21 protein-coding genes are annotated in these 24,308 nt (G+C 59.9%); 20 read left to right on the forward strand and 1 reads right to left on the reverse strand.

The annotated features are described in order from the left end of the window. The first annotated feature begins 63 nt into the window (after positions 1–63). From D8U60_RS27970 to D8U60_RS04665, 14 genes are all read left to right on the forward strand, one after another. Positions 64–189 (forward strand): hypothetical protein, encoded by a 126-nt coding sequence (locus D8U60_RS27970; protein WP_256584330.1) that lies wholly within the window; start codon positions 64–66, stop codon positions 187–189. Beyond that, positions 186–3,125 carry a bifunctional [glutamate--ammonia ligase]-adenylyl-L-tyrosine phosphorylase/[glutamate--ammonia-ligase] adenylyltransferase gene (gene glnE / locus D8U60_RS04600; RefSeq protein WP_130899571.1) on the forward strand — a complete coding sequence of 980 codons (2,940 nt, stop codon included), beginning with the start codon at positions 186–188 and terminating at the stop codon, positions 3,123–3,125. The genes D8U60_RS27970 and glnE overlap by 4 nt, the downstream gene beginning before the upstream one ends. A gap of 232 nt (positions 3,126–3,357) precedes the next feature. Then, positions 3,358–4,392: a lipopolysaccharide heptosyltransferase II gene (gene waaF / locus D8U60_RS04610; RefSeq protein WP_024011319.1), complete on the forward strand. Its 1,035-nt coding sequence runs from the start codon at positions 3,358–3,360 to the stop codon at positions 4,390–4,392. A 1-nt stretch (position 4,393) separates the two neighbouring features. Further along, the gene (gene waaC / locus D8U60_RS04615; RefSeq protein ID WP_130899572.1) at positions 4,394–5,455 is read left to right on the forward strand and encodes a lipopolysaccharide heptosyltransferase I; all 1,062 of its coding nucleotides are present in this window, start codon (positions 4,394–4,396) and stop codon (positions 5,453–5,455) included. Further along, positions 5,455–6,576 (forward strand): glycosyltransferase family 4 protein, encoded by a 1,122-nt coding sequence (locus D8U60_RS04620; RefSeq protein ID WP_073471643.1) that lies wholly within the window; start codon positions 5,455–5,457, stop codon positions 6,574–6,576. The genes waaC and D8U60_RS04620 overlap by 1 nt, the downstream gene beginning before the upstream one ends. Further along, positions 6,576–7,382, forward strand: coding sequence for a lipopolysaccharide core heptose(I) kinase RfaP (rfaP, locus tag D8U60_RS04625; RefSeq protein WP_122881209.1), 807 nt, complete (start codon positions 6,576–6,578; stop codon positions 7,380–7,382). The genes D8U60_RS04620 and rfaP overlap by 1 nt, the downstream gene beginning before the upstream one ends. Beyond that, a complete protein-coding gene (locus D8U60_RS04630) occupies positions 7,382–8,116 on the forward strand; it encodes a lipopolysaccharide kinase InaA family protein (RefSeq protein ID WP_122881208.1) in 735 nt (244 codons plus the stop codon). The genes rfaP and D8U60_RS04630 overlap by 1 nt, the downstream gene beginning before the upstream one ends. Continuing rightward, on the forward strand, positions 8,113–8,865 hold the full coding sequence (locus D8U60_RS04635) for a lipopolysaccharide kinase InaA family protein (RefSeq protein WP_122881207.1): 753 nt from the start codon (positions 8,113–8,115) through the stop codon (positions 8,863–8,865). The genes D8U60_RS04630 and D8U60_RS04635 overlap by 4 nt, the downstream gene beginning before the upstream one ends. Further along, positions 8,865–10,316, forward strand: a complete 1,452-nt coding sequence (locus tag D8U60_RS04640) for a lipopolysaccharide kinase InaA family protein (protein WP_130899573.1) — start codon at positions 8,865–8,867, stop codon at positions 10,314–10,316. The genes D8U60_RS04635 and D8U60_RS04640 overlap by 1 nt, the downstream gene beginning before the upstream one ends. Before the next feature lie 174 nt (positions 10,317–10,490). Continuing rightward, positions 10,491–10,826, forward strand: a complete 336-nt coding sequence (locus D8U60_RS04645; protein WP_130899574.1) for a YceK/YidQ family lipoprotein — start codon at positions 10,491–10,493, stop codon at positions 10,824–10,826. Beyond that, on the forward strand, positions 10,786–11,685 hold the full coding sequence (locus D8U60_RS04650; RefSeq protein WP_130899575.1) for a DUF3800 domain-containing protein: 900 nt from the start codon (positions 10,786–10,788) through the stop codon (positions 11,683–11,685). Before D8U60_RS04645 ends, D8U60_RS04650 begins: the two co-directional genes overlap by 41 nt. A gap of 225 nt (positions 11,686–11,910) precedes the next feature. Continuing rightward, on the forward strand, positions 11,911–13,665 hold the full coding sequence (locus D8U60_RS04655; protein ID WP_130899576.1) for a carbamoyltransferase: 1,755 nt from the start codon (positions 11,911–11,913) through the stop codon (positions 13,663–13,665). After that, positions 13,658–14,566 (forward strand): glycosyltransferase family A protein, encoded by a 909-nt coding sequence (locus tag D8U60_RS04660; protein WP_130899577.1) that lies wholly within the window; start codon positions 13,658–13,660, stop codon positions 14,564–14,566. Before D8U60_RS04655 ends, D8U60_RS04660 begins: the two co-directional genes overlap by 8 nt. A 52-nt stretch (positions 14,567–14,618) precedes the next feature. Further along, entirely contained in the window at positions 14,619–16,079 is a 1,461-nt protein-coding gene (locus tag D8U60_RS04665; RefSeq protein ID WP_130899578.1) for a hypothetical protein, read from the forward strand. A 3-nt stretch (positions 16,080–16,082) separates the two neighbouring features. Here the strand turns inward: D8U60_RS04665 and D8U60_RS04670 are convergent, their stop codons facing one another. Beyond that, positions 16,083–16,736 carry a lipopolysaccharide kinase InaA family protein gene (locus D8U60_RS04670; protein WP_123443973.1) on the reverse strand — a complete coding sequence of 218 codons (654 nt, stop codon included), beginning with the start codon at positions 16,734–16,736 and terminating at the stop codon, positions 16,083–16,085. 125 nt (positions 16,737–16,861) lie between these two features. Between D8U60_RS04670 and msbA the strand changes: the two genes are divergently transcribed. The 6 genes from msbA (at position 16,862) to D8U60_RS04700 (ending at position 24,258) form a co-directional block, all read left to right on the forward strand. Then, a complete protein-coding gene (gene msbA / locus D8U60_RS04675) occupies positions 16,862–18,688 on the forward strand; it encodes a lipid A export permease/ATP-binding protein MsbA (RefSeq protein WP_130899579.1) in 1,827 nt (608 codons plus the stop codon). After that, positions 18,682–19,578 (forward strand): GNAT family N-acetyltransferase, encoded by an 897-nt coding sequence (locus tag D8U60_RS04680; RefSeq protein WP_130899580.1) that lies wholly within the window; start codon positions 18,682–18,684, stop codon positions 19,576–19,578. The genes msbA and D8U60_RS04680 overlap by 7 nt, the downstream gene beginning before the upstream one ends. Before the next feature lie 4 nt (positions 19,579–19,582). Continuing rightward, the gene (locus D8U60_RS04685; protein ID WP_130899581.1) at positions 19,583–20,980 is read left to right on the forward strand and encodes a PIG-L family deacetylase; all 1,398 of its coding nucleotides are present in this window, start codon (positions 19,583–19,585) and stop codon (positions 20,978–20,980) included. A 64-nt stretch (positions 20,981–21,044) separates the two neighbouring features. After that, entirely contained in the window at positions 21,045–22,466 is a 1,422-nt protein-coding gene (hldE, locus tag D8U60_RS04690; RefSeq protein ID WP_076565323.1) for a bifunctional D-glycero-beta-D-manno-heptose-7-phosphate kinase/D-glycero-beta-D-manno-heptose 1-phosphate adenylyltransferase HldE, read from the forward strand. 130 nt (positions 22,467–22,596) lie between these two features. Beyond that, a complete protein-coding gene (locus tag D8U60_RS04695; protein ID WP_130899582.1) occupies positions 22,597–23,571 on the forward strand; it encodes a glycosyltransferase in 975 nt (324 codons plus the stop codon). Beyond that, complete coding sequence (locus D8U60_RS04700) at positions 23,572–24,258, forward strand: hypothetical protein (RefSeq protein ID WP_130899583.1); 687 nt, start codon at positions 23,572–23,574, stop codon at positions 24,256–24,258. Positions 24,259–24,308: the final 50 nt, after the last annotated feature.

A 24,308-nucleotide genomic window follows, 5' to 3' on the forward strand; every position in this document is an offset into this window, starting at 1 on the left:
GACTGCGTTGTGAGAATAATCGTTAAGGCGGGTCGATTTCCATCCGAATAAGGTGAAAGTTTGATGCTGGATGCCAAAGAAGAAGAAATTTCAGCTATTTCTAACTTTTGTTCGACAGTCCTTCACGTAGCGGGTTTTCATCATTCACTACAAGCGGCCCTTATTACGCCGATCAAGGATAGACCATGACCCTGCCCGTGCTTGCCGAACTGCCCGCCATTCTCCTGCCGTTGGTCAGCCGATCCGAGCAGTCGTTCCGTACGTCCGTCGCCGCCCTTGAAGACGATCACGGCCTGTCGAACTGGACGCCGGAGCGCTGGGCGCAATTCGCCCGCGTCACCGCCGCCAGCGAATTTGTCATTGAACAGAGCATTCGTGACCCTTTGATGTTGTTGTCGCTGGTGGCGTCCGGCGAACTTGATCGAGCGTTTGCGCCCGGCGAGCTGTGCGCACAGATTGCCGCCGCCGTGAACAGCGCGCAGAGCGAAGACGAACTCGGCCGCGCCTTGCGTCGCCAGCGCGCACGCCATCAGGTACGGATCATCTGGCGCGACCTGACCCGCCAGGCCGATCTGGTGCAGACCTGTCGTGACCTCTCGGACATGGCGGACGCCACCATCGATCAGGCTTATCAATGGCTGTACAGCCGCCATTGCGAGCAATTCGGCACACCCACCGGCCGGCGCAGCGGTGAGCCGCAGCAGATGGTCATCCTCGGCATGGGCAAGCTCGGCGCGGTCGAGCTGAATCTGTCTTCCGACATCGACCTGATCTTCGCCTACCCCGAAGGCGGCGAAACCGTCGGCGTGAAACGCTCGCTGGATAATCAGGAATTCTTCATCCGCCTCGGCCAGCGTCTGATCAAGGCGCTGGATCCGATGACGGTCGACGGCTTCGTCTTCCGCGTCGACATGCGCCTGCGTCCATACGGATCGTCTGGTGCGCTGGTGCTCAGCTTCAACGCGCTGGAGCAGTATTACCAGGATCAGGGCCGCGACTGGGAACGCTACGCGATGATCAAGGCGCGCGTGGTGGCTGGCGATCAGGTTGCCGGCGCGCAGTTGCTCGACATGCTGCGGCCGTTCGTTTATCGGCGCTATCTGGACTTCTCGGCGATCGAAGCGCTGCGCACCATGAAGCAGTTGATCCAGCAGGAAGTGCGGCGCAAGGGCATGGCCGACAACATCAAGCTCGGCTCCGGCGGCATCCGTGAAGTCGAGTTCATCGCTCAGGCCTTTCAATTGATCCACGGTGGCCGCGACCTGAGCCTGCAACAGCGTCCTCTATTAAAGGTGCTGAGCACGCTGGAAGGGCAAGGCTATCTGCCGCCGGCGGTGGTCAGTGAGCTGCGCGAGGGTTACGAGTTTCTGCGTTACACCGAACATGCCATTCAAGCGATTGCCGACCGTCAGACGCAGATGCTGCCGGACAGCGCTCAGGATCAGGCGCGCATCGCCTTCATGCTGGGTTTCGCCGATTGGCCGGCGTTCCACGAACAGCTCATGTACTGGCGCGGGCGCGTGGCCTGGCATTTCGCCCAGGTGATCGCCGATCCCGATGAGGAAGAGGGCTGCGAAAGCGAAGTGGTGGTCGGTGGTGAGTGGCTGCCGCTGTGGGAGGAAGAACAGGACGAGGAGGCCGCGTGCCGGCAGTTGCAGGAAGGCGGTTTCGTCGATGCCGGCAAAGCCCTGAAAGCGCTGGCCGGTTTGCGTGGCAGTCCGCAATTGCGCGCGATGCAGCGGCTGGGACGCGAGCGTCTCGATGCTTTTATTCCGCGACTGCTTGCGCAAGCGGTGGAGCATGACAATCCCGATCTGGTGCTCGAGCGCGTGCTGCCACTGGTGGAAGCGGTGGCGCGGCGTTCGGCGTATCTGGTTTTGCTCACGGAAAACCCCGGTGCGCTGCGCCGCCTGCTGACCCTGTGTGCGGCGAGCCCGTGGATTGCCGAGCAGATCACGCGCTTCCCGTTGCTGCTCGACGAATTGCTCAACGAAGGTCGGCTGTTCAAGCCGCCGCTGGCGCCGGAACTGGCGGCCGAGTTGCGCGAACGCCTGACGCGAATTCCCGAAGACGACCTCGAGCAGCAAATGGAAGCCCTGCGCCATTTCAAACTGGCGCACCGCTTGCGCGTCGCCGCCTCGGAAATCGCCGGCAGCCTGCCGTTGATGAAAGTCAGCGATTACCTGACCTGGCTGGCCGAGGCGATTCTCGAACAAGTGCTGGCCCTGGCCTGGCGGCAGACCGTGGCCAAGTACGGCACGCCGCTGCGCACCGACGGTACGCTGTGCGATCCCGGCTTCATCATTGTCGGTTATGGCAAAGTCGGCGGTATCGAATTGGGGCATGGTTCCGATCTGGATCTGGTGTTCATCCATGACGGTGATCCGCAGGCGGAAACCGACGGGCCGAAATCCATCGACGGCGCGCAGTTCTTCACGCGCCTGGGGCAGCGGATCATTCATTTGCTCACGGCGCAGACCAACTCCGGCCAGCTCTATGAAGTGGATATGCGCCTGCGGCCGTCCGGTGCTTCCGGGCTGTTGGTGAGCTCACTCGGCGCGTTCGCCCGCTATCAGGAAAACGAAGCATGGACGTGGGAGCATCAAGCCTTGGTGCGCGCGCGGGTGCTGGTGGGCAGTCAGGATGTTGGCCAGGCCTTCGAGAAAGTCCGCGCCCAGGTATTGGGCAAACCACGGGATCTGGCCAAACTGCAACAGGAAGTCAGCGAGATGCGCGCGAAGATGCGCGACAACCTCGGCACCCGCAGCACCGCAGCCGGCACGGCGGCGAATGCGTTCGACGCGGGCGTGCCGTTTGACCTCAAGCAGGACGCCGGAGGTATCGTCGATATTGAATTTATGGTGCAATACGCGGCCCTGGCGTGGTCGCACAGCCATCCACCGCTGCTGCGCTGGACCGATAACATCCGCATTCTGGAAGAGCTGGAGCACGAAGGGCTGATGCCCGCCGAAGATGCCAGTCTGTTGCGTGAGGCCTACAAGGCCTATCGCTCCGCCGCCCACCGGCAGGCCTTGCAGAAGGACGCCGGGGTGATACCGGGCGACCAGTTTGCCGACGAACGCCGGCAGGTTTTGCGGATATGGCAAGAGATGGGGTTAAGCTGAAAGCGGTTTATGCAGCACCCACAGTAATCTGCGCTGAAATGCAGATGTTGAAACAGATGCAAAACCCTGTGGGAGCTGGCTTGCCAGCGATAGCGGAGTATCAGACGACAATAGTGTTGAATGTGAAGACCCGATCGCGGGCAAGCCCGCTCCCACAGTAGATCTACAGTGTTTGTAGAATTATCGAGGCGGGGAGGCGTAAATGCCTCCCCGGTTCGTTTTTGGAAACCACATGAATATTCTGATCGTTGGGCCCAGTTGGGTCGGTGACATGGTGATGGCGCAGACACTGTTTCAGTGTCTCAAGCAACGCCACCCGCAATGCGCAATCGACGTGCTGGCGCCTGAATGGAGCCGGCCGATCCTCGAGCGCATGCCCGAAGTGCGCAAGGCCTTGAGCTTCCCGCTCGGCCACGGCGCGCTGGAACTGGCGACGCGCCGACGCATCGGCAAGTCCCTGCGCGGTCAGTACGATCAGGCGATCCTGCTGCCCAACTCGCTGAAATCGGCACTGGTGCCGTTTTTTGCCGGCATTCCGAAACGCACTGGCTGGCGTGGCGAGTTCCGCTATGGCCTGCTCAACGATGTGCGCACTCTCGACAAAGAACGCTACCCGCTGATGATCGAGCGCTTCATGGCGCTGGCCTATGAAGCGAACGCCGAGCTGCCGAAGCCGTACCCGCGCCCGACTCTGCAAATCGACCCGGTGACCCGCGAAGCGGCATTGGCCAAATTCGGCCTGACCCTTGATCGCCCGGTCCTGGCCCTGTGCCCCGGCGCCGAGTTCGGCGAATCCAAGCGCTGGCCGTCCGAGCACTACGCCAAGGTCGCCGAAGCGCGCATCCGCGAAGGCTGGCAGGTGTGGCTGTTCGGCTCGAAAAACGATCACGCGGTCGGCGAAGACATCCGCGCCCGGTTGATCCCGGGCCTGCGCGAAGAATCGGTCAACCTCAGCGGCGGCACCTCGCTGGCCGAGGCCATTGACCTGCTGTCATGCGCTGATTCGGTTGTATCCAACGATTCCGGCCTGATGCACGTCGCTGCGGCATTGAATCGTCCGCTGGTCGCGGTGTACGGCTCGACCTCGCCGGGCTTCACCCCGCCGCTGGCCGAGCAGGTCGAGATCGTGCGCCTGGGCATCGAATGCAGCCCGTGCTTCGATCGAACTTGCCGGTTCGGCCATTACAACTGCCTGCGCCAGCTGATGCCGGACGCGGTCAACGATGCCTTGCAGAAGTTGCAGGGCTCCGTGGTCGAGGTTCATTAACTTGCGGGTATTGCTGATCAAGACTTCATCGCTGGGCGACGTGATTCACGCGTTGCCAGCGCTGACCGACGCTGCACGGGCGATCCCGGGCATCAAGTTCGACTGGGTGGTGGAAGAAGGCTTCGCCGAGATTCCGAGCTGGCACCCGGCGGTCGATAAAGTGATTCCGGTGGCGATCCGCCGCTGGCGCAAGAGTCTGTGGAAAACCATCACCAGCGGCGAGTGGAAACGCTTCAAGCAAAGCGTGCGCGCCAATAAATACGATCTGGTGATCGACGCTCAAGGCCTGCTGAAAAGTGCCTGGCTGACCCGCTACGTCAAAGCCCCGGTGGCCGGCCTCGATAAAACTTCCGCGCGCGAGCCGGTGGCTGCGCGCTTCTACGATCGTAAACTCGCTGTCGCCCGAGGCCAGCACGCCGTCGAGCGCGTACGCCAGTTATTCGCCATCGCTCTGGGTTACGACTTGCCCAAAGGCCTCGGCGATTACGGCCTCAACGTCGAGCGACTGGTCGAGTTGCCACGCAAGAACGCTTACGTGGTGTTCCTCCACGGCACCACTTGGGACACCAAGCACTGGCCGGAACTCTACTGGCGCGAGCTGACCGAGCGGGTCGGCTACCTCGGCGTTGGCGTGAAGCTGCCGTGGGGCAACCCGCAGGAAAAGGCCCGCGCCGAACGCATCGCTGCCGGCTTCAAACATGCCGAAGTGCTGCCGAAGCTCAATCTGGCCGGCGTCGGCAAAGTCCTCGCCGGCGCGCAAGCCTGCGTGGCGGTGGACACCGGGCTCGGCCATCTGGCCGCTGCGCTGGATGTACCGACGATTTCGTTGTTCGGCCCGACCAATCCGGGCCTCACCGGCGCCTACGGCAAGCTGCAGATTCATCTGGCCAGCGACTTCCCGTGCGCGCCCTGCATGCAGAAAAAATGTACCTATCAACCGACCGAGCAGGATGCCCGTCAGTTTGACCTGAAACGCGAGCAGCCTTTGTGCTTCACGCGTGTGAACCCCGAGCGTGTCGCCAGCCGACTGAGCACGTTGTTAATGGCTGAGGAGCTGCGCTGATGCAATTGGCATTTGTCCTGTACAAATATTTCCCGTTCGGTGGCTTGCAGCGCGACTTCATGCGCATCGCCCTCGAATGCCAGAAGCGCGGCCATCAGATTCGCGTCTACACGCTGATCTGGGAAGGCGACGTGCCGCCGGGTTTCGAGGTGCTGGTAGCGCCGGTCAAGGCGTTCTTCAATCACCGTCGCAATGAAAAGCTCAGCGCGTGGATGGCCGCGGATCTGGCCAAGCGTCCGGTCGATCGTCTGATCGGTTTCAACAAGATGCCGGGCCTGGACGTCTACTACGCCGCCGACGGCTGCTTCGAAGACAAGGCGCAGAACCTGCGCAACTCGCTGTATCGCCGCTGGGGTCGTTATCGCCACTTCGCTGAGTACGAGCGCGCGGTGTTCGCCAAGGACGCGAAGACCGAAGTGCTGATGATTTCCGAAGTGCAGCAACCACTGTTCATCAAGTACTACGACACGCCGCTTGAGCGTTTCCACCTGCTGCCGCCGGGCATTGCCCAGGATCGTCGGCGTCCGGCGAATGCCGACGAGATTCGCGCCGGTTTCCGCGCTGAATTCAATCTCAAGGACGACGAGTTGCTGCTGGTGCAGATCGGCTCCGGCTTCAAGACCAAGGGTGTCGATCGCAGCCTCAAGGCGCTGGCCGCGCTGCCGGCCGAGTTGAGAAAACGCACTCGGCTGTTTGTAATCGGCCAGGATGACCCCAAATTGTTCCAGATGCAGAGTGCGACGCTGGGCCTGGGCGACAATGTGACCTTCCTCAAAGGGCGCAGCGATATCCCGCGTTTCCTGCTCGGCGCCGACCTGTTGATTCACCCGGCCTACAACGAAAACACCGGCACCGTGCTGCTTGAAGCGCTGGTGGCCGGTTTGCCGGTGCTGGTCAGCGCGGTCTGCGGTTACGCCCATTACATTGCCGAGGCCGATGCCGGGCGAGTGCTGGACGAGCCGTTCGAGCAGGCGCAGCTGACGCAATACCTGACCGAGATGTTGAGCAACGACGCTGCACGTGCGGCCTGGAGCCGCAACGGTCTGGCCTTCGCCGAGACGGCCGACCTCTACAGCATGCCGCAGCACGCGGCGGATGTGATTCTGGCGGAGCACGCTTAATGAAGTTGATGCTGGCTGAACCGTTCAAAAGCCTTTGGGCCGGACGCGACCCGTTCGCCGCAGTCGAAGGCTTGCAGGGCGAGGTATACCGCGAGCTGGAAGCGCGCCGGACATTGCGCACGGAAGTCGACGGCCATGGTTTTTTCGTCAAGATCCACCGTGGCATCGGTTGGGGCGAAATCTTCAAGAATCTGCTGACCGCCAAGCTGCCGGTGCTCGGCGCCGGGCAAGAGTGGAAGGCCATCCAGCGCCTTCAGGAAGTTGGCGTGCCGACCATGACCGCCGTCGCCTACGGTGAGAAGGGCAGCAACCCGGCGGATCAGCATTCGTTCATCGTCACCGAAGAGCTGGCGCCGACCATCAGCCTCGAAGACTTCAGCATTGACTGGGTCAAGCAGCCGCCGGAGCCAACACTCAAGCGCGCATTGATTGCCGAAGTCGCGCGGATGACCGGGATGATGCACCGCGCCGGGGTCAATCACCGCGACTGCTACATCTGCCATTTCCTGTTGCACACCGATAAACCGGTCACGCCGCAGGATTTCAAACTGTCGGTGATCGATCTGCACCGAGCCCAGACCCGCGCAAAGATCACTCAGCGCTGGCGCAACAAGGATCTGGCGGCGCTGTACTTCTCCGCGCTGGACATCGGCCTGACCCGCCGCGACAAACTGCGTTTCCTCAAGGGCTACTTCCAGCAACCGCTGCGGCAGATTCTGGCAGAAGAGTCGCCACTGCTGAGCTGGCTGCAAGGCAAGGCCGACAAGCTCTACGCGCGCAAACAGCGTTACGGGGATGCGCTCTGATGGCGGGCTGGACACTGGAGCCGCAGTACAGCGACCTCGCCGAAGATTTCGGCAGCCTCGAAGCGGTGTTTGCCTTGCAGGGCGAACGCCTGACCCGCGATCCGCTGTCGGAAGTCGTTCGGGTGCAGCGCGACGGCGTCAATTACTACGTCAAACGCTACGTCGGCGCCGGTAAGGGCCTGCGCCGTTACCTCGGCAAGCCGCGGGTAAAAATGGAATGGCAGAACCTCAAGCGCTTCGCCAAGTGGGGCATCCCCACGGCCGAGGTGGTGGCCTGGGGCCTGGAGCGGCGCGGCGCGGCCTACGATCGGGGCGCGATGATCACCCGTGAGCTGCCCAATACCGAAGACCTCTCGGCGCTGGCCGAGCGCAAGGATCCCCGGCTCAAGGATCGCGCCTGGGTCGACGGTGTCAGCCAGCAATTGGCCGGCTACACCCGGACCATGCACGACCATCGGTTTACGCATAACGATTTGAAATGGCGCAATCTGCTGATCGACGATCAGGCGCGCATCTTCCTCATCGACTGCCCCAACGGCGAATTCTGGCGTGGCTTCTGGCTCAAGTACCGGATCACCAAGGACCTCGCCTGTCTCGACAAACTGGCCAAATATCACCTGTCCAATACCCAGCGCCTGCGCTTCTATAAGCAGTATCGCCAGTGTGATCGGCTCGATGTCGCCGACAAGAAACGGATTCGGCACGTGGTGAGATTTTTTGAGGGACGTGAATGACTGATTTTCTTGCCGTACAGGACCGCGCTCTGCTGGAGCGCCACGGTCTCGGCAATTTCGACGCACTGTGGGCCAAACAGCTTGAAGCTGTGGATGAGCCCAACACTGCCGGTGGCGGCTGGAGCAGCGTGTTCCGCCTGGACCTGGAAGGCCAGGGCTATTACCTCAAGCGCCAAAGCAATTATCTGACGCGGACCTTGCATGCGCCGTTTGGCGAGCCCAGTTTTGCCCGTGAGTTTCGCAACATCAGCCGTTACCGCAAGTTGGGCATACCGGCATTGCAGGCGGCTTTTTTCGGTGAGCGCAAGGTTGCCGGGGAAGTGCGCGCCATTCTGCTCACCCGCGCCCTGGATGGCTGGAGTGACCTGGATTCGTTGCTGGCGCGCTGGGCACAGCTCGGTGCCGCGCAACATTCGGCCATCCTCAGGGCTTGCGGTTTGCTGGCGCGGCAGCTGCACGGTGCACGTCAGGTGCATGGCTGTTTCTATCCCAAGCACATATTCCTGCGCGCCACCGGCGACTGCTATGAGGCGCAACTGATCGATCTGGAGAAAACCCGGCCGCTGCTGTTCGGCATGCGTGATCGGGTCAAGGATCTGGAACCGTTGCAACGTCGCGCGCCGCAGTGGAGCGAGGCCGACTTGCGCCAATTGCTTGCGGCTTATCTCAACCAGCCGACTGACAGCTCGTTGCTCGACAGCTGGCTGAGCCGACTGACAGCGCGGCGCAGCCACAAGGAGACCCGCTGATGCAATTGTCCGAGCTGGCCCGCTCCGGGCGTGCACCTTCACTGCCACTGACCGTGACCCTGGCGGACGCCGCCGGTGCGGCGGATTTACAGTTGCTGAGCTTGCTGCGGGTGTTGCCCGGGCAGCGTTACGTTGGCGCAGGTGTCTGGCGCGGTCGGCCGGTGCTGGCCAAGTTATTGGTCGGCAGCAAAGCTGCGCGGCATTTTCAGCGTGAGCTGCAAGGCGTGCGCTTGCTCGCTGCGCAGGGCATGACCACGCCGCTGTTATTGGCCGATGGGCTGAAGGACGGCGAGGGTGGCTGGCTGCTCTTCGAATTTCTCGAGGGTTCCGAGAGCCTCGGTGATGCCTGGGCCGAGGTCGAGTCTCTGCCGGCGCTGGCCGATGAGCAGACCGCTGTTCTGGCCGAAGCGCTGGATGCGATCGGTCGGCTGCATGGCAAAGGACTCTGGCAGGAAGATCTGCACCTGGACAATCTGCTGCGTCACGGCGGTCAGTTGTACCTGATCGATGGCGCCGGCGTTCGTGCGGAAGCGGCGGGGCAGCCCTTGTCCCGGCAGAAAGTGCTGGAAAATCTCGGCGTGTTTTTCGCCCAGTTGCCAAAATCACTCGAACCGTTCACCGAAGAACTGCTGGTGTATTACCTGTTGAGCAACAGCGAACATGCGTTGCCGCTGGAGGCGTTGCAAAAACAGATCGACAAGGTGCGCAACTGGCGACTCAGGGATTACCTGATCAAGGTTGGCCGCGACTGCACGTTGTTCGCCGTGCAGCGCGGCGCATTTGCCCTGCGCGCCGTTCGCCGTGAAGAAGAAGCGGCCATGCTGCCGGTGCTTGAGCAGGCTGACGCCTTGCTTGATCAGGGGCACCTTTACAAGACCGGCGGCGCGGCCAGCGTCGGCAAAGTCGAGATAGCCGGGCGGGCTCTGGTTATCAAGCGCTACAACATCAAGAATTTCGCCCATTGGCTCAAACGCTTCTGGCGTCCGAGTCGGGCCTGGCATTCGTGGCGTGAGGGCAATCGCCTGGCGTTCCTTGGCATCGCCACGCCGAAACCGCTGGCGGTACTGGAGAAGCGCTTCTTGTGGCTGCGCCGCAGTGCCTATCTGGTCACCGAATTTCTGCCCGGGCCGGACGTCATCGAGCGCTTTGCGCCGTACGTGGAAAATGGCCAGGCACCGGAAGCCGAGTTGCTGGCGCTTGATCAACTGTTTGCCCGATTGATCGCCGAGCGCATCAGTCATGGCGATTTCAAAGGCCACAACCTGTTCTGGCAGACGGATCGCTGGGCGCTGATCGATCTCGACTCGATGTGTCAGCACGCCTCGGTTGGCAGTTTCGCCCCAGCTTACGCCCGCGATCGGGCGCGGTTCATGCGTAACTGGTCTGAAAGCAGCGCGTTGTATCGGGTCATTGATGAGCGGCTGCCGAAAGGAGTCTCCAGCGCGGGGTGATTCCTTCTCACGAGCAGACTGGTTCTTGCAAAGGACCCGGTCCACTGCGAAACGGAGTCTGTGGGCAGTAGCGGACAAAATACAGCGATCTGTCCTACAACTTCTCCAGAAGCCATGAACTGTGCCCTGCTCGGGCTCGATGCTAATTTGCCTGACGATCTCGGAGGGCGAATCTTGAGCATGAAAAAAATTCTGATGCTGGGCGTAATTTCTGTGGTGCTCTCAGGCTGTGGCAGTGTCTCAACCGTGTTACAGGGGGACGCCGATGCTGCCCGTGACCTGCGCAAAAAGAAGACCTACTGCCAATCGATTCCGCGCATCTACAGTGGCGTGGCCTTCGATTTTTGCACTTTGAATGCGCCGCCCGATCCTACGGGTATGCTGGCGCCGTTTGTGTTGCTTGATCTTCCTCTATCCGCCGTGTTCGATACCGTTTCCTTGCCCTATACGATTTACCGGCAAATCGAGGATGGCAATCTCAGTATCTATTGGCGTCCCAATCGCGGGTGACGTTGTGCAGTTTTCTCGTTTTGAAAATCGGGGCGAGGTGCGCGAGGTTCTTGAAGGTGTAGAGCCTCAGCACGCCGACGCGAGATACAGTGACTTCGTCATTTATGTTGATGAAAGCGGTGATCACGGAATGCAGCGGTTGGATCCTTACTATCCGATTTTCGTACTCGCCTTTTGTGTGTTTCATAAGCGCCACTATTGCGAAAAGGTCATCCCAGCCGTTCAGAAGTTCAAGTTCAATCACATGGGACATGATCTGATCGGGCTGCATGAGCTTGAGATTAGAAAAGAAAAAGGTGCTTTCTCTAGTTTGTTTACCTCAAAGGCGCACAAGCATGCGTTTCTTGCCGAATTGACCAGCATCATTGAGGCCAGCAATTTTGTTTTGATCAGCTGTGTTATCGATAAGGCTCCACTCTGCGAGAAGCAGGGTTCTCTAGAGAATCCGTATCATCTGGCGCTCGGCTTCTGTCTTGAAACTTTGTACGATTTTTTATCTGAGAAGGGTCAGCACCGCGCATCAACACATGTGATTTTTGAGCGCCGAGGAAAGCGGGAAGATAACGAGTTGGAGCTAGAGTTTCGCAGAATGTGCGGTGGTGCCAATCGAATGGGCGTGCAACTGCCGTTCGAAATAGTCTTCGCCACAAAGCAGGTCAATTCCACCGGCTTACAACTGGCTGATCTTGTCGCGAGACCCATTGGTATGAGTGTTTTGAGAGCGGGTCAGGAAAATCGTGCTTTCGAGGTGCTCAAACGCAAGTTTTATTGCAGCGGTGGGCGCATAAACGCTGGAGAAGGTTTCGAAAATTGGGGCTTGAAGATTTTCCCGCCTCCAAAAAGCGAAAAGCCCCGGTGATCTCACCGAGGCATTAGCGCCGACCGGGATCCCCCAGTCCATTTGAGTTGGAGTCTATTGCGACGTCCAAACCCTGTCAACGTGGCGACTGCCTGTTCCTGCTAGAGGCTTGCGGGCGCTTTTACGCTATAATCCCGCCCTTTAGCTGCCACTCGCCCTGTGCGAGGGCACATCAATTTTCAAGGCGCATCGCGCCTGCATGCAGACTAAAGAGGCTAGACCCCTGTGGCATTGACGATTCTTGGCCTGTCCGGCGCCCTTAGCCATGATCCTTCCGCAGCGTTGTACATCGACGGCAAGCTGGTCGCGGCGGCTGAGGAAGAGCGCTTCGTACGCGATAAACATGCAAAGAACCGCATGCCCTACGAATCGGCGAAATTCTGCCTCGAGCAAGCCGGCATCAAACCTTCCGACGTTGATGTGGTGGCGATTCCATTCGCCCCGATCAGCCTGTTCGGCAAGGCCCGCTGGCACTACGCCAAGCGCTACTGGTACGCCCCGGATCGCGCTCTTGATGCGATCCTGATGGGCAACCGCCGCTACAAGCGCTATCGCAACAAGATCGTCTGGTGCCTCGAGCAACTGGGCTTCGATCCGAAGAAAATCAAGATCGAGCCGGTCGAACATCACTTGGCTCACGCCTCCAGCGCCTATCACTGCTCGGGTTTCAAAGAGAAAACCGCGATTCTCGGCATCGACGGCAAGGGTGAATACGCCACGACCTTCTTCGGTTACGGCGAAAACGGCAAGATCCACAAGATCAAGGAATTCTTCGACCCGGATTCCCTCGGTGGTTTGTACGGTGCGATCACTGAATTCCTCGGTTTCGAGATGCTCGACGGCGAATTCAAGGTCATGGGCATGGCGCCGTACGGCGACGCCAGCAAGTATGATTTTTCGCGTCTGGCCTCGTTCGAGAATGGCGAACTGGTGATCAACACCGACTACGCCAACGTCATCGGCCTGCGTCGCTATAAAGAGAAGGGCAAGGGTTTCTACTTCTCGCCGAAGCTGATCGAGTGGCTGGGTCCGAAGCGCGAAGGCGACATCGCTGATGAGCCTTACATCCACTACGCCGCGAGCATGCAAGCGCTGTTCGAGAAGCTGGCGTTGCAGATGATCGACCACTACCTGGGCGACGTGCTCAAGGAAACCGGCAAACTGGCTTTCGCTGGTGGCTGTGCGTTGAACGTCAAGCTGAACCAGAAAATCATTGCCCGCGACGACATCAAAGAGCTGTTCGTACAGCCTGCGTCCGGCGATGCCGGCACCGCAGTCGGCGCTGCCGCTTACGTGTCGCACGCCCGTGGCGTCCCGGTCGAGAAGATGGAACACGTCTACCTCGGCCCGTCTTATAGCAACGAAGACGTCATTGCTGCGTGTGCCCGCCACGAGAACAAGCCGACCTGGCGCAAGCTCGACAACATGCCGGAGCAGATCGCCCAGATCATGGTCGATGGCAACCCGGTCGCCTGGTTCCAAGGCCGTATGGAATTCGGTCCGCGCGCGTTGGGTGGTCGTTCGATCATCGGTTGCCCGAGCGTGGCTGGTGTCGCCGACCGCATCAACCATCAGATCAAGTTCCGCGAGCGCTGGAGGCCTTTCTGCCCGTCGATGCTCGACACCGTCGCGCCGCAGATGATCAAGATCGATCACCCGGCGCCGTTCATGACTTTCACCTTCGAAGTCGCCGAAGAATGGAAAACCCGCGTGCCGGAAGTTGTCCATGAAGACGGTACTTCCCGGGCCCAAGTGCTCAAGCGCGAATACAACCCGCGCTACTACGACATGATGAAGGCGCTGGAAAACCTCACCGGTAACGGCGTGTCGCTGAACACTTCGCTCAACCGTCGTGGCGAGCCGATGATCTGCTCGCCGACCGACGCGCTGAACATGTTTTTCGGCTCTGACCTGCAATATCTGATCATGGAAGATATTCTTGTCGTCAAAGAAGGCGTGCAAGGAAACGGTCTTGACTGAAACACTGATCAGCGTCGTCATTCCCGCGTATAACTACGCCGACTCCCTGCCTCGGGCTGTGGAGTCGGTGTTGCTGCAGTTGCATGAAGCGACGGCGGATCTGCTGGTTATCGATGACGGGTCCACTGACTCGACGCCTGAGGTAATGCAAGCGTTGCTGGCCGAACATGCCGGGCGTTTTCGTGCCATACGCCAAAGCAATGGCGGGCTGTCTTCAGTGCGCAATCGCGGGATCGAGGAAACCACCGGGCAATTTCTGATTTTTCTCGATGCCGATGACGAGATGGCTCCCGGTGCTCTGGCGGCGCTATCGCAACACATCGCCAGTCATCCTGACACGCAGATGATCATCGGCGCTCATTGGTCGATTTTCTCCGATGGCAAGCGCAGCCTGCAGGCTGTCAAGCCTTTGCCAGCCACAGTGCGACAGCGGGTCAGGGGCTATCTGCTGGACAAGACTGTGTCGATCTCCAACGGGGCCTGCGCAATGCATCGTGAGGTATTCGCACCGGGCAATTACCCCGAGCACCTGCGCAATGTCGAAGATCTGCCGGTGTTTGCCCAGGTGTTGGCGCGCTTTCCCTGCACGGTGGTCGAGCAGCCACTGGCGCTCATTTACAAGCACTCCGACAGCATGCGCCATGATCTGCGCCAGAGCCTGGCAGCGGGTACCGAACAGGTGGTTGCTGAAGTTTTTTCCAGTCAACGGATGCCACAAGAGTTCCATGATTTGCGCCAGGCTTATCTGGCGCAGCGTTGTCTGTCGTTGTTCCGCGATTGCTATTCCCATGGCGAATATGCTTTAGCGCAAACGTTCTATAAGCAAGCGTTACGCGCCGACTGGCGCATCCTCGGGCGCTGGTCATACATGCGTAAAGCCTTGCGTCTGCTGTTCAAATAAAGCGATCGTTGTTTTTTTGCGTACCTGTGGCGCGTGATGTTGAGGGGGCTGGGTGAAAGGTACGGATAGTAAATGGGCGGTCAAGGCAGCTCGGGTAATCGATGAGCGGCCGGTCAGTGTCGCGTTCTGGGCAAGCATTCTCCTTTCATTGATCGCCGTGTGGGGTACCGCAACGGTCGGTCGCGATGCCGCGCTGTACATCGATATCGCCCATCAGGTTGTCTTGCACGGGGCCGACGTGGCCTGGGCGCATTTCGACTGGCCGTGGTTCTCCATCCTTCTGGCGCTGACCAATCGCTTCCTGCTGTTGCCGCTGGAGTTGAGCGCCTATCTCTGGTGCGGTCTGTTTTTTGCCGGCACCAGTGCCTTGATGGTCGATTGTATCCGTCGACGCTCTCCCGAGCTTGCCGGCTGGGCGTGCCTGATTGTGCTGGCGATGCCAGCGGTCAATGCCTTTCGAAATGACATCATCCGCGAATGCGGTTTCTGGTTTTTCTGCACGCTGGCGTTATGGCAGGCGTTGCGTTGGCAAGCCCTGGGCGGCTGGATCAGGGCGGGTCTGATCCACTTGGCGATCGTGGCTGCTGCGCTGTTCCGGCTGGAGGCATTGCTGTTATTGCCGGCGCTCGGGCTGTGGCAATTGCCGGGTCTGTGGCGCTCTGGCCAGCGCACTCGTCTGCTGCAGTTTGCTCTGTTGCCGGCAATAGGGCTGCTGGTTGCATCGGCCTTCGGTTTTTTCATGTCGGCGCGCTTCCTTCTGTACCTGGACATGATTGCACCGCAGGGCGTGTACGAGTCGTTTCAGATGCTGTCCGAACAGTTCGGCAACTCGCTGATCAACAAGTATTCCCAGGATGAAGCCGGGCGCATCGTGTTCTTTGGCCTGCTGGCGACGATGACGATCACATTCGTCAAGCTGATGGGGCCGTTCGCTGCGCCCTTCATCCTGCGTCGCAACTGGGGCGTATTGGGTGTTTATTGGCGTGACTATCGTCCTTTCGCCTGGGCGGCGCTGCTGTATCTCGTTGTGCTGATGCTGTTTTTCATCAAGCAGCAATTCATGAACGCCCGGTATCTGAGTTTCCTGAATTTGCTGTTCGTACCGGTACTGGCGATGGCGCTGGCGGCATTTGCCCGGCAGTTTCCGCGCTGGACCAAAGTCCTGGTCGTGGCAGCGTTGCTGGTGATGCTGTCAAATGTGATCTCCACGGGTGCAGGCAAGACCCATTACGTGGCTGCCGGTCGCTGGGTGTCTGCGCACGTCGAACCTGATACCAGCGCATGGTTCGAAGACGGTCGCATCAGCTATTACGCCGGGCGCGGTTATGTATTGCCGACGCTCACACGTGAACAGGCCATGTCACCGGAGCGCGCCGATGAATATCGCTATTTCCTGATCGAGGGGAAAGGTAATGAACCTTGGCTGGGCGAATGGCTGGTGGCGCACAAGATGCGCATCATTGAGCGCTTCGCCAATCGCAAGGGTGCGACGATTCTGGTGATCGGCAAGTAAGGCTCAATTCAGCAGCAGGCGCAGGCGTTCCATCAGCGCAGCTTGTCGCTTGCTCGGCAATGCCTGGCGATAACCCTCAAGAAAAGTTCTCCCGGCGTCGCTGCCGAGCAGCCATTGCCGGTCTTGTTTGTAGCGCAGCAAGTGGGCGAAGTTGCGCAGTCGCTTGCTGTCGCTCAGGGCGCGCCTCTGGCAGCGCAGGTCGGCGATGTCGATCAATCCGAGCTGATTCTGCGGCGTCTGCACGACATTGCCGAAGTGCAGGGACCGGAAGTACACGCCTTTTTCGTGCAGTTGCGCAATAAATGCCCCCAACTGACTGCGCAACGTCTCGGTTTCTTCGGGCGTGCCCTGCAATTGCCGTACGGTTTCGCCCGCCAGCGGTGCGTAATACACGCCATCGCGCTGAATGCTTGGAATGCGATAAACCGCGACCACGTTCGGACAGAGGATGCCGCGCTGCTGCAACGCCTTGGTGTTGTTGGCGAAGCGCTGGGCGTAGGGAAAGAACAGCGCAGAACTCAGCAGGCGTTTGCGGCGGAACAGCTTGAGCATGCGACCGTCGGCCAACCTGAGCACCTTGTCGCCGGAACCGTCGGCTTCGAGTACCTGAGCACCCTTGCGCAGTGCCTCGTAAGTGCTGTGATCAATCGATTGCATGCCTGACTCCCCATCGTGAGCCGGCTATCTTAACCGACTTGCCCAATGGCTGGCGCCCGGTGATGTTGATCGGCGCAAAAGGGCCTGTGATATCATCGCCGCCTCACTGATTTACGCGGATTCCCATGAGCAGTCCTGAACCGAAAGCCCAGTCAACGCTGGCGATCTACTTCCGCCTTTTGGCTTACGTGCGTCCTTACGCCGGCCTGTTCATTCTGAGTATCGTTGGCTTTCTGATCTTCGCATCGACCCAACCGATGCTTGCCTACATCCTCAAATATTTCGTCGACGGCCTGGCTAATCCGGAGGCCAGCCTGTTTCCCGGCAATCCTTATCTGGGCAAGTTGCAGTTGCTCGAAAGCGTGCCGTTGCTGATCGTGCTGATTGCCGTGTGGCAAGGCGTCGGTTCGTATCTGGGCAACTACTTTCTGGCGCGGGTCTCTCTCGGCCTGGTGCATGACCTGCGTGTGGTTCTGTTCAACAAGCTGCTGGATCTGCCCAACAGCTATTTCGACAAGAACAACTCCGGCCACCTGATTTCCCGCATCACCTTCAACGTGACCATGGTCACCGGAGCGGCCACCGACGCGATCAAAGTGGTGATCCGTGAGGGCATGACGGTGATTTTCCTGTTCTGCACCCTGTTGTGGATGAACTGGAAGCTGACGTTGGTGATGGTCGCCATCCTGCCGGTCATCGGCCTGATGGTGAACAGCACCAGCAAGAAATTTCGCAAGCAGAGCAAAAAGATTCAGGTCTCGATGGGTAACGTCACGCACGTTGCCTCCGAGACGATTCACGGCTACCGCGTGGTTCGCAGCTTTGGTGGTGAAACCTATGAAAAGGTGCGCTTCCACGACGCCAGCCAGAGCAATACCGACAAACAGCTGACCATGACCAAGACCGGTGCGGTATATACGCCGATGCTGCAATTGGTGACATATAGCGCCATGGCGGTGGTGATGTTTCTGGTCCTGTACCTTCGTGGTGATGCATCGCCTGGTGATCTGGTGGCCTACATCACCATGGCCGGCCTGCTGCCAAAACCGATTCGCCAGCTCTCGGAAGTCAGTTCTACGATCCAGAAGGGCGTGGCAGGCGCAGAGAGCATTTTCGAGCAACTGGACGAGCCGGCAGAAGTCGATAACGGCACGGTCGAGCGCGACCGCCTGCAAGGTCGCCTCGAAGTGCGCAACCTCAGCTTCAGTTATCCCGACAGTGACAAGAAGGTCCTTGATGACATCAGTTTCGTCGTCGAACCGGGACAAATGGTCGCGCTGGTCGGTCGTTCCGGAAGTGGCAAGTCCACCTTGGCCGGTCTGATTCCACGCTTCTACCAGCACGAGCAGGAACACGGGCAGATTCTGCTCGATGATGTGCAGGTGCAAGACCTCACTCTGCGCAGCCTGCGTCGGCAGATCGCTCTGGTGACCCAGCAGGTCACCCTGTTCAACGACACGGTGACCAACAACATCGCTTACGGCGACCTGGCCGGGGCGCCGTTCGAAGAAGTCAAACGCGCGGCCACCGAAGCCTACGCCGATGAGTTCATCGTCAAGATGCCGCAGGGCTATGAAACCCTGGTCGGCGAAAATGGTGTGTTGCTGTCCGGTGGTCAGCGTCAGCGCATCGCCATCGCACGTGCATTGCTCAAGGATGCGCCGCTGCTGATTCTCGATGAGGCCACGTCGGCCCTCGATACCGAATCGGAACGGCATATCCAGGCGGCTCTCGATCATGTGGTGCAGAACCGCACGACGCTGGTCATCGCTCACCGTTTGAGCACCATCGAAAAGGCCGACCTCATTCTGGTCATGGACGAAGGCAAGATCGTCGAGCGCGGCACCCATACCCAACTCCTGGCGCAGAATGGCTATTACGCACGCTTGCACGCCAAAGAGTTCGAAGAAGGCGACGAGCCGCAACCGACCCATGTGACCGACCTATGCTGACGGCGTTTCGCGTTTGGCGGGAGCGCGGCTGGAGCGAGATTGATCAGGCAGCCTACGCACAGGCATGGCAGCGCTTCGGTGGCAGTTTTGCAACTCATCCTGAAGTGGTGGAGCGGCTGTCGGCGTTTGTCGGCATCAAGCTGCACTACCTGGGCTGGGTCGTCGATGGCGAAGTCGTCGCGGCTGTTGCTTGCTGGGGCAGGCACGCCGCGCTGTCCAAGGAAGTGCTCAAACGCGAAGGCAAGCGTGGGCTGCTGGACATGGGCAACGCTGAACTGATTCTGCCGATTGCCCCGGATGTCGTGGTTCCGGTGCGTCAGCGCATGGCCTATGTCTCGCAGCTCAACGCCGAGCAGATCAGCACTCTGCGCGCTCAGCCCGAAGGGCTGGCACTGGCGCGGCTGCCTGAGGATTATTCGAAGAAATTTCGCTACAACCAGCGTCGCGAACAACGCCTGCTGGAAGAGGCGGGTGGTGCGCTGATTCCGATGTCCGACTTGACGCCGCAAGAGCAGGCCGCCGCTTATGGTGATCTGTTCCAGCGCCGCTGGGGTTTCGAGGTGCCTGGGAAGGCCGGGCTGATCGAAGTCTTCACTCTCTTGCGCGAGTTCATGACCGGCTCGGTGGTGATGCTTGAATCGGCGCCAGTGGCGATCCAGATTCTCTACCGTGTCGAAGCGCCACAATGGGTATCGCTGGAGTACGTCAACGGTGGTGTCGACCCGCAAAGCCGCGAGTTCAGTCCCGGCAGCGTGTTGAGTTTCGTCAACACCCAGCAGGCCTGGGCGGATGCTCAGGCACTGGGCAAGACACTGCGCTATTCGTTCGGTCGTGCCGACCGCGAATACAAGGATCGCTGGTGCCACACGGTGCCCGTCTACAAGGTCTGAAACCATGACTGCTCGCAAGCAACAGCTCCTGAAAGCCCATCGACGCAGCAAGCGCTTGTTCCTGATTGCGTTCTTGATCGTGCTGTTGGCGGCCGGCTTCTTGCTGGGCTGGTGGCTGGTGCCGGTGCTGCTGGTCTTGGCGTGGGTGGCGCATGAGGCGTGGTTTGCCGACCACCTGTTCTATCGCGCAAGCGACGACTATCAGTACAACTTTCCCAGCGGTACGCCGCGTCAATCCGTGGAGCTGGATGCTGGAATCGTGCGTCTGAGCGAGCCGCTGGCGCCGGGTGAAACGCTGCTGCTGGAGCTCAAGATAACGGCCAAGTGGCTGGGCCGCTGGCGGGATCCTTATGTCGAACTGGGTGGCGATCGCCAGGATTTTGAGCGTGGCGTCGGCGGGCGGCGCTTTCTCAATCTGTCCGGGCAGGCGGCGCTTGGCGACAATACCCTGACAGTGCGTGGTCGGCATTGCACGCTGAGTTCCAGCGGCACACTGTGGATCATGCGCAATCCCGATTACGCGCAGCAACGGGTCATGGTCATCGCGCCCCACGCCGATGATGCCGAGCTGGCGGCTTTCGGGCTTTACAGTCGCTGCAAAGAAGCGAGCATCGTCACCCTGACCCAGGGCGAAATCGAGGCCGAAGACTTCCAGCGCCTCGGGCTGGACAAGGCTCAGGCTGCACGCTTGAAGGGCAGACTGCGCAGTTGGGACAGCCAGAGCATTCCATTGTGGGGCGGGGTGCCGGCCAGTCATTGTGTACAGCTGGGCTACTACTGCCTGCAATTGCCGGCGATGGCCGAGGAGCCGGGCAAACCATTCGGCTCGCGGGAATCCGGCGAAAACGATGTGCGCAGTGTTCGGCAGCACAATCCGATCGAACTCCCCGGCGATGTCGATGGTGCGCCGACCTGGATCAATCTCGTCGGTGATATACGGCAATTGCTCGAGCACTTTCGGCCCGAAGTCGTTGTCACTCCGCATCCCGAACTGGATCCGCACAGCGATCACGTCGCTACTACCCGTGCTCTGCTGGAAGCCATCGCCGCCAGTACGTGGAAACCGTCGACGTTGCTGATGTACGCCAATCATCTGCATGACAATGACCGCTGGCCCATGGGCCCGGCCGGTGGCGGTATCGCGCTGCCGCCGGCAGTCGAGCCGTTGCCGTCCGATCGTCTGTGGAGTCCATTGCTGTCAGCGGATGTGCAGTTGGACAAGGCGATGGCGCTGGCCATGGAGCATGACCTGCAGGGTCCGCTCGGATTCAAGCGGCAGTCGCGCCGGGTGATCCAGCAAGTGCTGGCCGGACGTCGCTGGCCTGTCACAGGCAGTAACGAGTTTTTCCGCAAGGCTGTTCGCCGCCACGAACTGTTCTGGGTCCGCGACCTTTCAGATTGAGGCGGACGGCGCTTTACCCTGTGGTAATATCGCGCCCCTGTTCATTTTGTATGTGGGTTGCTCCATGAAGTTGTCCATGCCGCGTTTCGATCAAGCCCCTGTCTTGGTAGTCGGCGATGTCATGCTCGACCGTTACTGGCATGGCGGAACCTCACGGATTTCCCCTGAGGCGCCGGTGCCGGTGGTCAAGGTCGAGCAAATCGAAGACCGTCCGGGCGGTGCCGCGAACGTTGCCCTGAACATTGCCGCACTGGGTGCGCCGGCGTCGCTGGTCGGTGTGACCGGTGATGACGAAGCCGCCGACAGTCTGAGCAACAGTCTCAAGGGCGCCGGCGTACGTGCCCTGTTCCAGCGCATTGCGCACCAGCCCACCATCGTCAAGCTGCGGGTCATGAGCCGGCACCAGCAATTGCTGCGTATCGACTTCGAAGAACCGTTCGCCACCGACGCGCTGGCGCTTGGCTCGCAGGTCGATGACCTGCTCGAAGGCATCAAGGTGCTGGTGCTTTCCGACTACGGCAAAGGCGCGCTGAAAAATCATCAGGCGCTGATCCAGGCGGCACGGGCGAAAAACATCCCGGTACTGGCCGACCCGAAGGGCAAGGATTTCTCGATCTACCGTGGCGCCAGCCTGATCACCCCGAACCTGAGCGAATTCGAAGCCATCGTCGGCGGTTGCGTTGACGAACACGAACTCGTCAGCAAGGGCGCAACGTTAATGCACGATCTGGAGCTGGGAGCACTGCTGGTCACCCGTGGCGAACACGGCATGACCCTGCTGCGCCCGGATCAACCGGCGTTGCATTTGCCAGCGCGTGCCCGGGAAGTGTTCGATGTGACCGGCGCCGGCGACACCGTAATCTCGACGCTGGCCGCTGCGATTGCTGCCGGTGAGGATCTGCCACACGCCGTGGCCCTGGCCAACCTGGCGGCGGGTATTGTGGTCGGCAAGCTTGGTACCGCGGCCATCAGTGCCCCGGAACTGCGCCGCGCGATTCAGCGCGAGGAAGGCTCCGAGCGCGGCGTGCTGGGGCTTGAGCAACTGGTGCTGGCCGTTGCCGATGCCCGTGCGCATAACGAACGAATCGTCTTCACCAATGGCTGCTTCGACATCCTGCACGCCGGCCATGTGACTTATCTTGAGCAGGCACGAGCCCAAGGCGATCGACTGATTGTCGCAGTCAACGACGATGCTTCGGTCAGTCGCCTGAAAGGCCCCGGTCGCCCGATCAATAGTGTCGACCGGCGCATGGCGGTTCTGGCGGGCCTCGGTGCCGTGGACTGGGTCATCAGCTTCCCGGAAGGCACGCCAGAGAATCTGCTGCGCGAGGTCAAGCCGGATGTGCTGGTCAAGGGTGGCGATTACGGCATCGATCAGGTTGTCGGTGCAGATATCGTCACCGCTTATGGCGGTACCGTGAAAGTACTAGGACTGGTGGAAAACAGCTCGACGACCGCAATTGTCGAAAAAATCCGCAGTCGCTGATCAGATGAATCTTTACCGTTGTGTACCGCGTGTGAACGGATTTTGCCTTGGGGATTTCACCGTTTCCGTCGATGTTGGCAGGCTTGAATCCGCTGCGCTTGCCTGCCTACGTTACGTGGTCATTTAATTTATGAAAGTCATGCTTCTGGTGATGGACGAGCAGCGGGTCATTCTCGACCGGCTCTATGACATCGTTCAGCAGAACTGCGATGAGTGTTTCATCTATCGTCTGAGCAAACAGCAGCAGATGAACCTCGGAGCCTTTCTGGCGTCGGTCGAATACCAGACCTTTGATCGCGTGGTGATCTTCTCCCGGGTCAAACGTCTGGCGCCGCAACTGCGGGTGCTCAAGTGCATTCCAGGGCTGGTGTTTCTCGAGCACGACGCCTATCAGAACTACATGCCGGCCAGTAAGTACCGTGGTGTTTATTCGCGCTTGTACAGCCGATTGCCGAGCTGCCGGGCGCTGGTTTCCGGCGCAGTGGTCGCGCGCAAGATGCTCGCCGAAGGCATCGATACCGTGTTCGTCTCCAAAGGCTATGACGAGCAAATGCTGCACAACACCGGCGTCGATCGCGATATCCCGATCGGCTTCCTCGGTAGCTTGAAGAGTAACGAGTACGCCGAGCGCAAGGCCATGCTTGAAGCCCTTTCACAGCGCACCGGGATGCTCGTGACCCGTACCAAATCGGGTGCGGAATATCTGGAAACTCTCAATCGCATCAAAATCTTCGTCAGCGCCGACATCGGCATGAACGAGTTCATGATCAAGAACTTCGAAGCCATGGCTTGCGGCTGTGTGCTGCTGGCCTGGAGCCAAGGCGAAGAAGACCGGTTGCTCGGTTTCGAAGACATGCACAACACCGTGTTCTACCGCAGCGAAGACGAGGCGGTGGCGAAGATCAAGCTGCTGCAGGACGACCCGGAACTGGCGCAGCGAATTGCCGGCAACGGCCAGGCGTTTGCTGAAAGCCGTTACTCGTTTGCGCGGGTCGGCCAGGCGCTCGCCGAAGCCATACAACGCGAGATGCGCCCATGGCAGCCGCCGTCGGCTTTCACCCGGTTCTGGGTCAAATTGCGTTATGGCATGAAGGTGCCCGCCTGAATGGGGGACGAATACATGGCGCTGGATGCGCTGCCCGGTGGCGACCAGTCGGTTTTGCAAGCCTTGCCTGAAGCCCTGCGCGAATGTCTCAGCCGTGCGGCGCGGGTGATATTGATCGCTAATAATCCCGCGATTACCGCAGCTGATTTCGCAGCGCTGAATATCGGCGCTGATGACATCGTCGTCAGTTTCAATCATTGCATCAAGGCGACGCTGCTCAACGAGCAAAGCGTGAATGTCTTCGTGCACGGCTATAACGCGCCGGACGCCTATTTCTTCGGTCTGCCCGGCAATGCGGACGTACAGCGACTGGTCGACCGCGCGGGCGAGCGCTGCTTTACCATGCTGGTGGGTTGCGCAGCACCGATGTGCCCGTTGCCGCGCGTTGCGATGTACTGGGATCGAATTCCGTTGCCGCCGCTGTGGAACTACCCGGTCGACCGCCCGGGCGGCAAGCGCTACGTCGGCCCCTCCACCGGCTTCAATACGTTGGTGCTATTCGATTGGTTGCGTGGGCATGTCGGTTATACCTATCAGTTGATGACCCTGGGTTTCTCCAACGAGGCGGGCAAGCTCTGGAGCGGTCATGCCTGGGATTACGAGCGGGACTGGTTGCAAAGGTCCAATGTTATTGTCGTGCCGCTGCAACCCCGACGCTGGTGGCAGAAACTGTTCAAGCGCAAATAAGCCACGCCGCAGTCAGGTGCCTGCCGGGCCGAATCATTTCTTCATAGGTG

The organism is Pseudomonas sp. Sample_11 (assembly GCF_004307505.1).
GTDB classification, from domain to species: domain Bacteria; phylum Pseudomonadota; class Gammaproteobacteria; order Pseudomonadales; family Pseudomonadaceae; genus Aquipseudomonas; species Aquipseudomonas atacamensis.

Bases quoted from the DNA above. Each gene is read 5' to 3' on its own strand.
- D8U60_RS04650 (WP_130899575.1), top strand. From the start codon at position 10,786: ATGGCAATCTCAGTATCTATTGGCGTCCCAATCGCGGGTGACGTTGTG.
- D8U60_RS04680 (WP_130899580.1), top strand. From the start codon at position 18,682: ATGCTGACGGCGTTTCGCGTTTGGCGGGAGCGCGGCTGGAGCGAGATT.
- D8U60_RS04700 (WP_130899583.1), top strand. From the start codon at position 23,572: ATGGGGGACGAATACATGGCGCTGGATGCGCTGCCCGGTGGCGACCAG.
- D8U60_RS04685 (WP_130899581.1), top strand. From the start codon at position 19,583: ATGACTGCTCGCAAGCAACAGCTCCTGAAAGCCCATCGACGCAGCAAG.
- waaF (WP_024011319.1), top strand. From the start codon at position 3,358: ATGAATATTCTGATCGTTGGGCCCAGTTGGGTCGGTGACATGGTGATG.
- D8U60_RS04670 (WP_123443973.1), bottom strand. From the start codon at position 16,736: ATGCAATCGATTGATCACAGCACTTACGAGGCACTGCGCAAGGGTGCT.
- hldE (WP_076565323.1), top strand. From the start codon at position 21,045: ATGAAGTTGTCCATGCCGCGTTTCGATCAAGCCCCTGTCTTGGTAGTC.
- rfaP (WP_122881209.1), top strand. From the start codon at position 6,576: ATGAAGTTGATGCTGGCTGAACCGTTCAAAAGCCTTTGGGCCGGACGC.
- D8U60_RS04630 (WP_122881208.1), top strand. From the start codon at position 7,382: ATGGCGGGCTGGACACTGGAGCCGCAGTACAGCGACCTCGCCGAAGAT.
- D8U60_RS04620 (WP_073471643.1), top strand. From the start codon at position 5,455: ATGCAATTGGCATTTGTCCTGTACAAATATTTCCCGTTCGGTGGCTTG.
- glnE (WP_130899571.1), top strand. From the start codon at position 186: ATGACCCTGCCCGTGCTTGCCGAACTGCCCGCCATTCTCCTGCCGTTG.
- msbA (WP_130899579.1), top strand. From the start codon at position 16,862: ATGAGCAGTCCTGAACCGAAAGCCCAGTCAACGCTGGCGATCTACTTC.
- D8U60_RS04640 (WP_130899573.1), top strand. From the start codon at position 8,865: ATGCAATTGTCCGAGCTGGCCCGCTCCGGGCGTGCACCTTCACTGCCA.
- D8U60_RS27970 (WP_256584330.1), top strand. From the start codon at position 64: ATGCTGGATGCCAAAGAAGAAGAAATTTCAGCTATTTCTAACTTTTGT.
- D8U60_RS04695 (WP_130899582.1), top strand. From the start codon at position 22,597: ATGAAAGTCATGCTTCTGGTGATGGACGAGCAGCGGGTCATTCTCGAC.
- D8U60_RS04635 (WP_122881207.1), top strand. From the start codon at position 8,113: ATGACTGATTTTCTTGCCGTACAGGACCGCGCTCTGCTGGAGCGCCAC.